This window comes from Asaia sp. VD9, assembly GCF_037150015.1.
Lineage (GTDB): Bacteria > Pseudomonadota > Alphaproteobacteria > Acetobacterales > Acetobacteraceae > Asaia.
Genome location: NZ_JBBCQM010000001.1, coordinates 444,372 through 458,969, shown reverse-complemented (window position 1 = coordinate 458,969; position 14,598 = coordinate 444,372). Strand labels below are relative to the sequence as shown.

General features: G+C 61.1%; 11 protein-coding genes and 1 other RNA gene. 10 read left to right on the top strand and 2 right to left on the bottom strand.

The genetic code is table 11. The features are described 5' to 3' along the window. The 6 genes from ffs to WFJ47_RS02030 all read left to right on the top strand — a co-directional run bounded on the left by ffs (position 1) and on the right by WFJ47_RS02030 (position 5,874). Positions 1–97, top strand: an RNA gene (gene ffs, locus WFJ47_RS02055) — signal recognition particle sRNA small type. A 32-nt stretch (positions 98–129) separates the two neighbouring features. Continuing rightward, entirely contained in the window at positions 130–2,232 is a 2,103-nt protein-coding gene (locus WFJ47_RS02050; protein WP_336760543.1) for a DNA polymerase III subunit gamma/tau, read from the top strand. An 18-nt stretch (positions 2,233–2,250) separates the two neighbouring features. Then, the gene (locus WFJ47_RS02045) at positions 2,251–2,574 is read left to right on the top strand and encodes a YbaB/EbfC family nucleoid-associated protein (RefSeq protein WP_127102776.1); all 324 of its coding nucleotides are present in this window, start codon (positions 2,251–2,253) and stop codon (positions 2,572–2,574) included. 25 nt (positions 2,575–2,599) lie between these two features. Then, on the top strand, positions 2,600–3,199 hold the full coding sequence (gene recR, locus WFJ47_RS02040; protein WP_336760540.1) for a recombination mediator RecR: 600 nt from the start codon (positions 2,600–2,602) through the stop codon (positions 3,197–3,199). After that, positions 3,196–3,957: an SDR family oxidoreductase gene (locus WFJ47_RS02035; protein WP_336760538.1), complete on the top strand. Its 762-nt coding sequence runs from the start codon at positions 3,196–3,198 to the stop codon at positions 3,955–3,957. The genes recR and WFJ47_RS02035 overlap by 4 nt, the downstream gene beginning before the upstream one ends. Before the next feature lie 36 nt (positions 3,958–3,993). After that, positions 3,994–5,874 (top strand): glycosyltransferase family 2 protein, encoded by a 1,881-nt coding sequence (locus WFJ47_RS02030; protein WP_336760536.1) that lies wholly within the window; start codon positions 3,994–3,996, stop codon positions 5,872–5,874. Between the two features lie 24 nt (positions 5,875–5,898). Here WFJ47_RS02030 and WFJ47_RS02025 read toward each other — a convergent pair whose 3' ends face one another. Then, on the bottom strand, positions 5,899–6,465 hold the full coding sequence (locus WFJ47_RS02025; protein ID WP_336760534.1) for a hypothetical protein: 567 nt from the start codon (positions 6,463–6,465) through the stop codon (positions 5,899–5,901). Beyond that, positions 6,465–6,791 (bottom strand): FYDLN acid domain-containing protein, encoded by a 327-nt coding sequence (locus tag WFJ47_RS02020; protein WP_127102907.1) that lies wholly within the window; start codon positions 6,789–6,791, stop codon positions 6,465–6,467. Before WFJ47_RS02020 ends, WFJ47_RS02025 begins: the two co-directional genes overlap by 1 nt. Before the next feature lie 181 nt (positions 6,792–6,972). Between WFJ47_RS02020 and aroA the strand changes: the two genes are divergently transcribed. From aroA to WFJ47_RS02000, 4 genes are all read left to right on the top strand, one after another. Continuing rightward, positions 6,973–8,316 (top strand): 3-phosphoshikimate 1-carboxyvinyltransferase, encoded by a 1,344-nt coding sequence (gene aroA, locus WFJ47_RS02015; protein WP_233582123.1) that lies wholly within the window; start codon positions 6,973–6,975, stop codon positions 8,314–8,316. Next, entirely contained in the window at positions 8,316–8,948 is a 633-nt protein-coding gene (gene cmk, locus WFJ47_RS02010) for a (d)CMP kinase (RefSeq protein WP_127102782.1), read from the top strand. Before aroA ends, cmk begins: the two co-directional genes overlap by 1 nt. A 386-nt stretch (positions 8,949–9,334) precedes the next feature. Beyond that, positions 9,335–11,029, top strand: a complete 1,695-nt coding sequence (rpsA, locus tag WFJ47_RS02005; RefSeq protein ID WP_127102783.1) for a 30S ribosomal protein S1 — start codon at positions 9,335–9,337, stop codon at positions 11,027–11,029. 198 nt (positions 11,030–11,227) lie between these two features. Next, positions 11,228–14,584 carry a glycosyltransferase gene (locus WFJ47_RS02000; protein WP_336760529.1) on the top strand — a complete coding sequence of 1,119 codons (3,357 nt, stop codon included), beginning with the start codon at positions 11,228–11,230 and terminating at the stop codon, positions 14,582–14,584. Positions 14,585–14,598 lie beyond the last annotated feature (14 nt).

Below are 14,598 nucleotides of genomic sequence, written 5' to 3'. Positions count from 1 at the left end.
GGAGGTCGGCCTTGGACGGACGGCTTGCGAACCCGGTCAGGTCCGGAAGGAAGCAGCCGCAGTGAGTTTTGTACGGGTCATGTGTTCGGCCTCCCACCCTCTGAAGCAGCCGGTCGCGCCACGCGCCTCATGACGCCCTCAGACCCCCCTCCTCATGACGATGAAATTCCGCTCCCCCCCGCCGAGGCAGGAGGGTTTTTCGATGAGCCCCCTGTAGCCCCGTCGACGCCGACGCCTGCTGCTCCTGCCAAGGCGACATCCGAGCGGAGCGGGCCATATCGCGTCCTCGCGCGCAAATACCGTCCCCAGCATTTTGATGACCTGATCGGACAGGATGCGACGGTACGTATCCTGCGTCGCGCTTTTCAGCTCGGGCGTGTGGCGCATGCCTTCATGCTCACCGGCGTGCGTGGCGTAGGCAAGACCACCACGGCCCGTATCATTGCGCGTGCACTGAACTGCATCGGGACAGACGGGCAGGGCGGCCCCACGGCCGATCCTTGCGGCGTCTGCGCCAATTGCACGGCGATTCTGGCAGACCGTCATCCTGACGTGCTGGAAATGGACGCCGCCTCGCGTACCGGCGTGGACGATATTCGTGAAATCATCGAGGCGACGCGATTCCGCCCGATGCAGGGGCGTATGAAGGTCTTCATCATCGATGAGGTCCATATGCTCTCGCGCAATGCGTTCAATGCATTGCTCAAGACGCTGGAAGAGCCCCCTGAACAGGTCACGTTCATTTTCGCGACCACCGAATTGCGCAAGGTACCGGTTACCGTGCTGTCGCGCTGCCAGCGTTTCGATCTGCGTCGCGTGCCGCAGGAAATGCTGATGCAGCATTTCGCCGGGATTGCGGAGAAGGAAGCGGTCGCGTTTTCTGAAGAAGCGCTTTCTCTCATTGCACGGGCTGCGGATGGTTCGGTGCGCGACGGTCTCTCGCTGCTCGATCAGGCGATTGCGCAAGGCGAGGGCGAAGGCGCTGCGCAGATCGAAGCGCCGATGGTCAGCGCCATGCTGGGACTGGCCGATCGTCAGCTCGTTTTCGACCTGTTCGAAGTACTCATGCAGGGCAAGGCCGACGAGGCGCTGTCCATCTCGGGGCAGGCCTACGCGCAGGGAGCCGATCTCGGTATCCTGCTGGCAGATCTGCTCGACCTGATTCATGTGATTTCGCGCCTCAAGGCGATTCCGGCGTTGCGTCACAGCCGTGAACTCCCTGAGGCCGAGCGCGATCGTGGGGCGTCTCTTGCAGACCGCCTGCCCAATGCCGAGCTCGGTCGTGCCTGGCAGATCCTGCTGAAGGGCATTCAGGAAGTCGAACAGGCCCCGGATCGTCGTGCTGCTGCCGAGATGGTGCTCATCCGCCTTTGCTATGCGAGCACCCTGCCCACGCCCGATCGTGTGGCGCGGATGGTCCTTCAGATGCCCGTCGAGGAGCGCGCATCCGATCCGTCCAGCGTCGGCGGTGAGGCTATACAGGGCGGTACTTCCTTGGGCTCGAACGGCGCGTCTTCGGTTTCCGGCCCTTACGCTGCTGCGCAGCACGGGGGAGATACCGGGGGGGATGATCGCCCCCGCGCAGCGCTGCGGCTCGTGGCCAATGGCGGCGTTGCTTACGATCCCGTGACCTCCGCACCGGCGCAGGCTCTGGCACCTACCCCTATACTGGTTCCTGTCCCGCCGGTCCCCGAGGGAGAGACATCCGAAGCTCCGCCACCCCCTTTGAGGTCATGGCGGGAGATGGTTGCTTTCGTGGCGCGCCAGTCCGAAGCCATGCTGCATGGGACATTGCGTCACTCCGCCCATCTCGTGCGCTTCGAGCCGCCTTACGTGGCTTTGCGCATGGCGCGCGGCACGCCGCCCCGTATCGAGACGCGTCTTCAGGCCTTGCTGGAGAAAACCTATCCCGGCCAATGGCATGTCGAAGCCTCGCAGGAAGAAGGCGAACCGACACTCGATGAACAGGGCGCCGAGATTGTGGCGCTTCGGCGTGAAGAGCTTCACGCCCACCCTCTGCTGCGCGCCATTCTTGATGTGTTTCCCGATGCTCGTGTCGGCGAGCCCAAGGATCTTTCGCTCGATGAGTATGGACTTCCCCCTGAGGAGCTGGAGGAACCGGCGAGCTGGACAGCAGAACCCGCCGCGCCGGATCTGGACTTTGCCCCGCTGGATGCCGATCTGATGGATGACGATGACTGGCACGATTTCGGTGGCGGCTCCTCTTTCTGATTAGAAGGAAATGAACAGATGAAAAATCTTGCCGGTCTCATGAAGCAGGCCTCCCAGATGCAGTCGCGCATGGAAGAGGTGCAGAACACGCTCAACGCCCTCACTGTTGAAGGGTCGTCGGGGGCGGGTCTGGTCAGCGTGACGCTGAGTGGCAAGGGCGATATGCGGGCGCTGCGCATCGATCCCAAGCTCGCCGATCCGAATGAGGTCGAGATGCTTCAGGATCTGATCGTAGCTGCTTTCGCCGATGCGCGGAGCAAGGTCGAGGCCGCCAATGCCGAGGAAATGCGCAAGGTGACTGGCGGGATCGATCTGCCTGCTGGGCTGAAATTCCCGTTCTGATCACCCCGGACAGGAGGCAGCAGCCATGATGGGTGGTGGGGATGTTGAAAGGCTGATCCAGCTATTGTCCCGCCTGCCCGGGCTGGGGCCGCGCTCGGCGCGTCGCGCGGCACTCACCCTCCTGCGCGCCCCCCAGACACGGCTTCTGCCTCTGGCCCAAGCCATGGAGCAGGCGGCCCAATCAGTACGAACATGCTCCGTCTGCGGCACGCTCGACAGTAGCGATCCCTGCTCTATCTGCGCCGATCCATCGCGGGATCACGGGTTGATCTGCGTGGTCGAAACCGTGGGGGATCTCTGGGCGCTCGAGCGCTCTCGTCTGCATCCGGGGACCTATCAGGTTTTAGGCGGTGTGCTCTCGGCGCTTTCCGGGATCGGTCCCGAGGACCTTAATACGGCTTCCCTCCTGTCTCGCGTGTCTTCGGGTGAGGTGCGCGAGGTCATTCTGGCGCTGGGAGCCACGGTCGAGGGGGCGAGCACCGCGCACTGGCTCCAGGAGAAACTGGCGGCCCATGAGGTGACCGTCACGCGTGTGGGTCATGGTGTGCCGATCGGAGGCGCATTGGACGTGCTTGATGACGGGACCTTGGCCGCAGCGCTTTCAGCACGGCGTCCGGCCCTATGAAATCTGCTTCACCATTCGCGCCTGTGCCGTCTGATATCCCACGCGTCGCGTTGATCACAGGGGGCGCGCGTCGCATCGGGCGTGCGCTGGTCGAGGCGCTTGCCCATGAGGGCTTTGCCATTGCGCTGCATTGCCGCAGCCATGCCGATGAGGCGCGTGCGCTTCTGGCCACTCTCGATGTGACTGGTTGTGTGCTTGAGGCCGATCTGATGCGGGAGCACGAGACAGCCCGTCTGGTGAGCGATGCGACAAAAGCGCTTGGACCGATCGGCGTGCTGATCAACAACGCCTCCGCTTTCGAACGCGACGAATGGCAGGATGTGACGCGTGATTCCTGGGACCGTCATCTCGAAACCAATCTGCGTGCCCCGTTCATCCTGATGCAGGAATTCGCCCGCGCCTTGCCGGAAGACGCTCGGGGCTTGATTCTCAACCTGCTCGACCAGCGTGTCTGGAATCTCACCCCTCATTTCGTCAGCTATACCCTCTCCAAGGCGGGGCTCTGGACTCTGACCCAGACCATGGCGCTCGCGCTCGCGCCACGCATACGGGTCAATGCCATCGGCCCCGGTCCGGTTCTGCCCGCCATTGGACAAAGTCAGGAGCATTTCGAGGCGATGCGTCTCAGTGCACCGCTCCAGACCGGCGCCGACCCGCAGGAAATCGTCACAGCCGCGACAGCTTTATTGCGAATGCCTTCAGTAACCGGGCAGATGATTGCGCTCGATGGCGGCCAGCACTTACAATGGCGCGCTTGATCAAGAAAAAGAGGCGTACAGGGCGAGATGGCATCGATGACCTGCCGGATGGCAGATGGTGAGCGCATGACCTGCACCATTTCCCGCGTTGTAACCCATCATCGGACACTGATCTCTCTCGACCCGCAGACTCGCGAAATGGCGCATCTGGCTCCCGGGGCTGTACCGAGCCAGACGATTGCCATGCGCTGGTCCGGCCATCCGGACTTTGCGCTGCTCATCGGTTATGACGGTGACTGGCCGACAGAGGCATCGGAGGTCCAGCGAGGGGGCTGGAGTCCCGCCTTTCGAGCCTGCACCGTGATCGATTTCGGCGAGGGTCGCCACGCACTCAAGCCATATCGTGGCCCGCGACTGCTCAGCGCGGAAGAGGGCACCGGCCGGATATACGATAACCGCGAACTCATTTCCGATTGGGAGCTTTTCCTCTTCGATCCTGTGAGCCATTCCGAAAGCCCGTTTCCCGGTGACCTGGCCGAGCACGGTGCCCAGCTTCTGGGCGCTCTGGATAAGCCGCAGGAACTGGCGGGCGCTCTGGCGGCCTGTCCTCCCTCCTTGCAGCCGCCTCTCCTTGAGATGCTTTGCGACATGCTCTCGACCGAGAGCGGTCAGGCGTTCGCGTCTCTTTTCGTCACCGATCTCGATATGCCGGGAAATGCGTGCGCCCGGTATTGTTCCTCGATCCTGGCGACCTTGCCGGAGCCTGAATGGATACGCGACGGCTTCAGAAACCTGCATCAGTGGCAAAACGGGTATGCCGCCCCGATCCGATCTGCCGATGCCCGTTATGATTTTCTGGGCTTTGGCGCCAACACGATAGCCTACGGCCATTACAGTTTCGGCGCGCGTCTGCTCGCGATGGCGCGTCAGGCTGTCAGGCCGGGCAAGACCCTGGCGCTTCTCGCAACGGCCCGGGATGAAGGCCTTTATCTGATCGAGTGGATTGCGCACCACCGTCGCATAGGCGTCGAGCAGTTCTTCATCTATACCAACAACCTGACGGATGGATCGGACGTGCTTCTGAGCCGTCTTGCCGAAGCGGGCGAGATCATCTGGATCGATAACACGGGCGCCTCGCCTGAGCGGATCAATATGCAGGACAAGGCGTATCATCACGCCTTGATGCTGATCCCCGATTTGCTGGACTATCGCTGGTGCCTCGTGGTGGACCTGGATGAAATGGTCCTTCCCGCTGCGGGTTTCGACTACAAGCTGCCACCCCTCCTTGCTGCCCGTGAACGCGAGGGGGCGGAGGTCGTGACACTGTCCTGGCGCGTGTTTGGCGCTAATCGTCGTCTGGTATGGGCGCCTGGCCTGTCATCAGAGCGCTTTGTGGAAACCGAGCCGAATCCGTTGGTGAAAGCCGTCTTCAGAACCAGCCATTTCTCCGGGGCCTCGCCCCATCATCCACTCACGCGAGACCGCCGCACGGTTTCCTACATGACGATCGATGGTGAGAAGCATAGCTCGGGAGATCCCGGTGATCACGATCGCAGCTTCTCAGTCAAACCTACGATCAATGGCCGGATTTGCCATTATCATGTGCGCTCGCTGGAAGAATATGTCTGGAAATTCGCCCGGGGCGAGAATGACGGCAAGGGTGTCCTGATCGACAAAAGCTTCCGGTACAATACGCCTGCGATCTTCGAGATATTCCTCAACCGTCTCGAGAGCTCGGGCGGTCAGCCTGCCTTGCCGCTGGTTGAGGATATACAGCGCGGCGTGAGACAACTCATGCGCCTCCCCGGTGTGCAGGATGCCTGCGAGCAGATCGTGCAGCGATTCAAGGCGCAGATACGGGACTTCGTCGAGCAAAGTGATCAGATCATGCAATGCGACGATCGTATCGACAGCGATGTGCGGGCGCGATGGGCGGCTCTGGTAGAGATGTGGCGTGAAGGGGCGACAACGGTCTGAAAACCTCCCGGTCGTCGGTGTCTTTCAGTCGCTGGTATCCTTGAACCGGGCGAACCCGGCGATCAGGTAGTTTTCCTCGACAAGTGAAAAGGGCATCTGGTCGCTCTGGCGGGTGAGCATGGCCGTGTTGCGGAGCAATATGCCTGGGGGGAGTCCTTCAGAGACGCTCGACAGCGGCACGCGAGTGAAGTGCAACGGGGCCACCACCCGGCCGAATGGAATATCGGTCGTCTGGAGCTGATGATTCATTTCCGGTGTGAGGCGTTCCGGCACATACCAGTTCCAGGCATCCGACAGCACGAGCGTTCCACATTGCAGGCTCACATGCCGGGCGAGTAGCGTTTCGTGCGCACCCAGATGGAACGTAGCGCCGAGAAGGGCCGGGGGCGTGCGGTCATTCTGGTCCGGCTGGGCAATCGCCGTGACGGGAACGCCCGGAGCGATGCGCGCGCAATAGACCTGCAGCACACGGGTCGCGCTGTGCTGACTGGCCAGCGCGTGTTTCAGGTGAGCGGCTGTCTCGGCGAGGGCAGGAGAGGAGGCCATGCTCCAAAGAAAAAAGCCGGTCAGACCGGCTTTTCTCAGGGACATCAGTTTTCGTTATCGTCGTTGTCGGTGGTGACTTCGATCTCGGAACCGAGATCATCATCGTCATCATCGAGATCTGACGCATCTTCCATCACGTCATCATCGCCATCATCATCCGCATCGAGATCGACATCGATATCATCTTCGTCGCTCTTGGGATCATTCTTGGTCTGATCTGCGGGGATCTCGCCACCGCGCTTGGGAAGGGGCAGATCGCTGGGCTGTTCTGCGCCACATTTCGGGCAAATCGCGGGAGCGCGATTCAGGTCGTAGAAACGCGCGCCGCAAGAGACGCAAATGCGCTTCAGACCGAGTTCTGGTTTTGCCATGATGACTACCTGTCGATCCTGAACCGGTTGAAAAGGGAAACGGCTTGCGCCGCGAAGCACGGGGCCATGCCAGCTTGCGTTCGTGATGTCAAATGCAAGCTGGGTTTTTGATGTTAAAACCCGCCGGGAATCAGGTCGGGGCGATTGACAGGGACGGGCGCGCATCGGAATGAACGCTATCATGGAACATCATCCTTCTGCCCCTGTCATTCCTCTCTCCGTTGCGCGCAATCCCGGCCCGCTGCGGGGAACGATTCGTGTGCCCGGTGACAAGTCGATCAGTCATCGCGCCCTGATGCTGGCTTCTCTTGCGGAAGGACGTACCGTCGTCACGGGTCTGCTCGAGGGCGAGGACGTGCTGCGCACCGCCGATGCGATGCGCGCGCTTGGCGCCACCATCACGCGTGAAACGGACCGCTGGGTGATCGACGGCAAAGGGGTTGGCGCGCTGGACGAGCCCGCCGATGTACTCGATATGGGAAATTCGGGAACAGCAGCGCGTCTGCTGTCCGGTATTTTGGCTAGCCATCCCATCACGAGCTTCATGACGGGCGATGCATCGCTGCGCGGACGCCCTATGCGTCGTGTGACCCAGCCTCTCTCGGGCAATGGCGCCTGTTTTGCCACGCGTCATGGCGAAAAGCTGCCCATGGCCATCATCGGAACGGGCGATGCGGCGCCGCTCTCCTATTGTCTGCCTGTCGCTTCGGCTCAGGTGAAATCCGCCATCCTGCTGGCCGGTCTGAACGCGCATGGCAAGACGCGTGTGGAAGAGCCGGTAGCGACGCGCGATCACACGGAAAACATGCTGCGTCATTTCGGTGTCGGCGTGGATGTGGGCCTTACGCCTGCGGGCGGCCGCATCATCACCCTGGAAGGCCCGACCCGACTCGTTGCGCGTGACGTGGTCGTGCCTGCCGATCCCTCTTCGGCAGCTTTTCCGATCGTGGCGGCCTCTCTCGTGCCCGGTTCTGAAATCCGTCTGCCGAATGTGGGGCTGAATCCGCTGCGGACAGGTCTGTTCACGACGCTGCGCGAAATGGGCGCGGTTCTCGATATCGAGAATGAGCGTGTCGAGGGGGGCGAACCCGTAGGCGATCTCGTCGTGCGTAGTGCCGCGCTGCGTGGCGTCGATGTGCCCGCCAACAGGGCACCGTCGATGATCGATGAATATCCTGTTCTGGCCGTCGCCTGCGCCTTCGCGACCGGAACCTCGCGTCTGCGTGGCCTTGAAGAACTGCGTGTGAAGGAAAGCGACCGTCTTTCCGCCACTGTGGCGCTGCTCAAGGCCAATGGGGCCACGGTGCGCGTCGAGGGGGATGACATGATCATCGAAGGGCGCGGCAGCGCCGAAGGGCTCGGTGGCGGTCTGGTCGAGACGCGCATGGATCATCGCCTTGCCATGAGTGCCATTGTATTCGGTCTGGCCGCAGAAAAACCGGTCATGGTGGATGATACCGGCTTCATCAATACGAGCTTCCCGGGCTTCGTATCCCTGATGGCGGCTCTTGGGGCAGCGCTCTGATGCGTCTGATCATAGCAGTCGATGGCCCTGCCGCTGCGGGCAAGGGCACATTGGCCAAGGCGCTCGCAGCCTCGCTTGGCTTGCCGCATCTCGATACCGGGCTGCTCTATCGCGCGGTGGCGCGGCAGATGCTGATTGCCGGACTCGATCCCTCTGCCGATGATGGCGAGAAGACTGCACAGAGCCTGCAGCCCGCTGACCTGCTACGAGACGATCTGCGCGTTCCCGAGATCGATCGCGGCGCCAGCTCGGTGGCCACTCAGCCGCCCGTACGCGCCGCTTTGTTGAAGCGGCAGCGTGAGTTCGCCACTGCGAGCGGTGCGGTGATCGATGGGCGCGATATCGGTACGGTCGTGTTTCCCGACGCCGATCTGAAGTTCTTTGTCACGGCCAGTGCCGCGGTGCGCGCTTTGCGGCGTTATCAGCAACTCCATGGCGTCAGTGCGCATGACGAAGCGGCCCTTTCTGCCCTGACGGCTGAAATCGAGGCGCGTGACCGAAAGGATGCAGAGCGGCCGGTTTCCCCGCTGCGTCAGGCGGAGGATGCCGTTCTGGTCGAGACGGATCATCTCGATGCCGAAGCCGTGCTGGCCCAGGCGCTTTCGGTCGTCAGGGCGCGTTTCGGCGCCTGATAATTGCTTCACGGCGCTCGCCGGGGCGGATAGTGCCGTCCCGGTAGCGAGGTTGGCCGAAGCAGTATGCCAAAGCTGTCTCTGTAGTACAGCCTTCACGGCCTGAGGCGTCCACCCGATTTACCCTCCCGAGGGAGGCGCTCGGGTCGGCGTTCTCCCCGAAAACAGGCCTGAAACCGAGGTTTGTGTTGACAAGCACCCCGCTGCGGGTGTCTGACGTCAGCCAGCGTAATGTCCCCTGCGCGCGCCCGCTTCCGGATACTGGTCGGGTCGGTTCTCATCGAAGGCTCATGGGTGGACCAGGATCATGAGCACGTCGTCCGGGCAAGATGCCGGGCGCAGACATTGGCCCGATCATCATGATCGGCCCAGGATTACGAAAACACATGGCTTCAGCCACCAACACCGTCGAAGACTTCGCAGCTCTTCTTGACGAGACCCTCGGCCAGGACACGGGCTTTGACGGCTCCGTCGTTACCGGTCGCGTCATCCGTCTGACGGATGAATATGCGATCGTCGATGTCGGCCTCAAGAGCGAAGGTCGCGTTTCGCTCAAGGAATTCGGACCGCCGGGCGTTGCGCCTGACGTGCGTCCGGGCGACGTGATCGAACTCTATGTCGAGCGCTACGAAGACCGTGACGGCTCCATCGTGCTGTCGCGCGAGAAGGCTCGTCGTGAAGAGGCCTGGACCTCGCTCGAGCGTGCATTCGCCAACAACCAGCGCGTCAACGGCACGATCTATGGTCGCGTCAAGGGCGGCTTCACGGTTGATCTGGGCGGCGCCATGGCGTTCCTTCCGGGCAGCCAGGTCGATATCCGCCCCGTGCGCGATGTCGCTCCGCTCATGGGTCAGCCCCAGCCTTTCCAGATCCTCAAGATGGATCGCGCCCGTGGCAACATCGTTGTCTCGCGTCGTGCCGTTCTTGAAGAGACCCGTGCAGAGCAGCGCTCCGAGCTGATCCAGGGCCTGAAGGAAGGCATGATCCTCGACGGCGTGGTCAAGAACATCACCGATTATGGTGCGTTCGTTGATCTCGGCGGCGTTGACGGCCTTCTGCATGTCACCGACATTGCCTGGAAGCGCATCAACCACCCGTCCGAAGCGCTGCAGATCGGCATGCCGGTTCGCGTTCAGGTCATCCGCTTCAACTCCGACACGCAGCGCATCTCGCTGGGCATGAAGCAGCTTGAGGCTGATCCGTGGGAGAACGTGGCGATCAAGTATCCGCCGGGTGCTCGCTACTCGGGGCGCGTCACGAACATCACCGATTACGGTGCATTCGTTGAGCTCGAGCCGGGCGTCGAAGGTCTGGTGCACGTTTCCGAGATGTCCTGGACGAAGAAGAACGTCCATCCGGGCAAGCTTGTCGCGACCTCGCAGGAAGTCGACGTCATGGTTCTCGACGTGGACAGCGCCAAGCGTCGTATCTCGCTCGGCCTGAAGCAGGTTCAGCGCAACCCGTGGGAGCAGTTCGCCGAAGAGCACAAGGTCGGTTCGACCATCGAAGGCGAAATCCGCAACATCACCGAATTCGGTCTGTTCGTGGGTCTCTCTGCCGATATCGACGGCATGGTGCACATGTCCGATCTTTCCTGGGACGAAGCTGGCGAAGCTGCCATGGCGAAGTTCGAGAAGGGTCAGGTCGTTCAGGCCAAGGTCCTCGACGTGGATCCCGAGAAGGAGCGCATCTCGCTCGGTATCAAGCAGCTCCAGGAAGACCCTGCAGCCGACACGCTGTCGCGCGTCCACAAGGGCGATATCGTGACCTGCGTTGTGACCTCTGTTCAGACCAACGGCATCGAAGTGAAGGTGGACGACGTCCTGACCGGCTTCATCCGTCGCGCCGAACTGGCTCGTGACAAGGCCGAGCAGCGCCCCGAGCGCTTCGCGGTTGGCGAGAAGGTCGATGCGAAGGTCGTGTCTGTCGACCGTGCCTCGCGCAAGCTGGCCCTGACCATCCGTGGCCGTGAGGTCGAGGAAGACAAGGCAGCGATCAACGAGTATGGCTCGTCCGATAGCGGCGCATCGCTTGGCGATATCCTCGGTGCAGCGATCCGTCGCCGCAATACCGAAGTGTAATCGACAGTTAATCTGTTGAAACACTATGAAAGGGCTGCCTCGGCAGCCCTTTTATTTTTTGTGTTCGGTTTGACACGCTACATCATCTGAAAACAGCCTCACGAAGACTTTTAGGTTTCCCGCATTTGGGTTAAAGCCAAGGTAATCGACGGGTCCGGTCACGCCGGTCAGTCACTGAAATCGGCAGGCGGGGTCTACATGGCTGTTATTTACAATACGAACTACACCCATAACCCCAATTCCTATCTGACCCTGGCGGTCGAGAGAGCCGCACGTACCCTGTTCGGCGCCGAACAGATTGTTCTGGCCGATAACATGACCCTGGCGGCAGCAGCGGCTTCAGGTGAGCATGACACGCTGATCTGCATCGATGGACAGCGTATCAATACCCAGCTCATGCGGCGTATCCGCCCGGCCTTCAAGACGATGATCCTCTGGACATTCGAAGATCCCTTCATGCGGGATTTCAATGTCGAGAACTCCCATCTCTTCGATTACGTCTTTACCAACGACCCGTCCTGTGCCGATCATTACAAGGGCAAGGGGCATTATCTGCCCCTGGGGGCAAGCCTTTCCATCCACGAGCGCGAGATCAAGCCTGCCGAGGCGCTGGATTACGACATCTTCTTTGCTGGAACGATGTGGCCCAATCGCGTCGAGACCCTGCGCCGTATCATCGCCGCCTTTCCTCAGGCGCGTCTCAAGCTGATCTGTCCGGGCAATGAATATCTGCCGCCTCTTCCCGCAGATCTGGCGGAGCTGGCGATCCAGCGCCCGGTCAGCCACGAGGCATTCATCGATTTTGCCAATGCGAGCGCGGTCACCCTTACCATGTTCCGCGACTATGCGAGCCATGGTGATGTCAGCCAGGCAACCGCTCCTGGACCGCGTTTCTATGAGCTGGCCCTCGCCGGTGCTGCCCAGGTGGTCGAAGCACCCGAGAGCATGGACACCAAATATTTCGCCGAGGTTGGCGGGACTTTTCTGGCACGTGATATCGATGGCGTGGTCAGTGCCGTCGCGGCTTTGCTGAATGATCGCAATCTGCGTCACGAGGCCGCCTCTGCCGCCCAGAAATCCGTGCTCGAGGGCCATCTTTACGAGCATCGCCTGCGCCGGATTGCCGAGGTAACCCAGGCCAATTTCGGTCGTACCCTGCCTGGAGCGGCCATTGCGCCGCGCCGCCGTCGTCTGCGTGTGCTGATGTGCACCCACTCCACTATTCATGAAGCCGCATGGGGTGGTGTCGAGGTCTATCAGCAGACGCTGTGTTCCATGCTCGGGCGCGAGATCGAATTTTTCTACTGGCTGCGTCGTGGAACCCATTGCCGTCTGACAACCGCCAATGGTCAGGAGGTCGAACGTTACGATGTGCCTGAAGTCGGCTGGATGGACGCCATGTGCGATGGTCCGGAAGAGATGGCGTTCTCAAACGCTATCAGCCAGTACAATTTCGATATCGTCCACTTCCAGCATCTCGGCCATCATGCTCTGTCGCTACCGATCATCGCCAAGGCCTGCGGGGCCGGGGTGGTGTTCTCGGCACATGATTTCTGGCTGATCTCCTCGCGCTACAACCTCCTCAACCAGGATCTTCGTTATATCGAGGATGAAGTGAAATCGGTCGTTGCGAGCGACATCATTCTGAAGGTCGCCGAGAATATCGAATATGGCGGCGAACAGACGCGACGCGCCTTCATCGCGAAGATGCTTCATTCGGTCGATCTGTTCCTGTTCGGGACCAAGCATTCGCGCAACCTGACCCATGAGATCTATCCGATCCTGGATCAGAAGAGCAGCCTCATCCTCGGCATTCCTTCGCCCGAGAACACGATTCCCATCGTGCCCAAGGCCTATGAGCCGCTGGGCGAGCGACCGCTCAAGGTCGCGATCGTGGGCAATTTCCTGCGTACCAAGGGCGCGGATACGATTCTGAACCTGATCGAGATCGCCCATCCCGACCATTTCGAATTCCATATTTTCGGCTATATCCACCCTGAATATGACGCGGTGATCAATGGAAAGCCGCGCCCGAACGTGAAGGTTTACGGGCGTTACACCGCAGGGGACATCGCCGCGCTGCAGGTGGCAGACGTTGCGCTCAACCTGTCGATCTGGCCCGAGACCTATTGCATCTCCCTCTCCGAGGCCTGGCAGAACGGGCTAATCCCCATCGTCACCGATGTCGGCGCGCTGGGTGATCGCGTCGAGGATGGGGTGAACGGCTTCAAGGTGCCTATCGGGCGCGCCAATATGGTGCTTGAGCGCCTGGAACTGCTGCGTTCCTCCGAGGTCATTCGGCGCAAGATCATGGGCGCTATCAGCCCCGCGCTCTGGACCCAGGCTGAAACCTACGCGAACGACATGCGCGAGGTGTATCAGCAGGCGGCTCCCGTACGTGAACTTGGCACGGCCGAGATGCAGATCGATGCCGGTCAGGTACACCTGCTCCCGCATGCGTCCTGGCGTCATCAAGCGCCGCCGCGCCATATTTTCGATCCGCCGACGATTCGCGATCTGACGGTTGAACTGCCAGAGCCCGTGACGGACTGGTTCTCGATCCAGGGAGCCGAATACTACATCGACGATGTCTGTAATTTCGTCCTTGCCGAGAACGAGCCCGAAGATTTCTCCGGTGCCTACGAGTTCCATATCCGAGGCTGGCATGTCCTGCCGGGCGTGAGCTCGGCCGGCTCGATGTATGCGGTGCTGATCGGCGACGAAACGACGCCAATGATCTTCCTGCCCTGCATTCGTGAGGCGCGCGGCGACGTTGTGTCGATCTACCCCAATGCACCTCGCCGCTCGGGCTTTGCCGGTCAGGCGGCCCTGCGTGGTAAATGGTGTGAGGGCGTGTTCCGCGTTGCCCTGGTCAACATCGTCAACGGTGCCGGTGCCTTCATGGTCACCTCCGCCGAGATCACGGTCAAGGATGGGAAGATCAGCGAACTGCGGATCGAGCGCCCATCGAATGATCAGATCATGCTTGATTTCGCGCGTGTTTCCCACGCCGATGGGAATTGGCGTGGTATCAAGCTCAGTGCCTTGCAACGCCGCAGCGGTTTCCACCCCGCCGCTACGGATTTCCAGCATTATATCGACTCGCTGAGCGGATTGATCGGTGATCCGGCTCCGCTGCTGACCGATGATGCCAATCTGTTCATTCGTGGCTGGGGCTTCCTGCGTCACCTTCAACGGGCTGGGACGATGTCGGTGGCTCTGGTGGGCGGTCATCGGGGCGGGGTATTCTTCTTCGCGCTCAATCGCTTCCTGCGTCACGACGTGAAGACGATCTTCGATGATGCACCGCTCTGCGTCGGCTTCGAGGGCTGGCTCTCTCTGGCATCGGGCTATGCCGATGACATGGATGGCCCCTACAGGCTCTGCCTCGTCAACGCGGTGGGTGAGCAGATCGGCATCAAGACGCTGGATATCGTCGTTACGGTCACGGGCGGGATCATTGCCTCGGTAGCCCATGCAGAGGTGACGGACGCGATCGTGCACGAGGTCAATCAGATGATCGAAGCGAGTCTCGTGCCCGAACTGGCCCTCTGAACAGGACGCGGAAC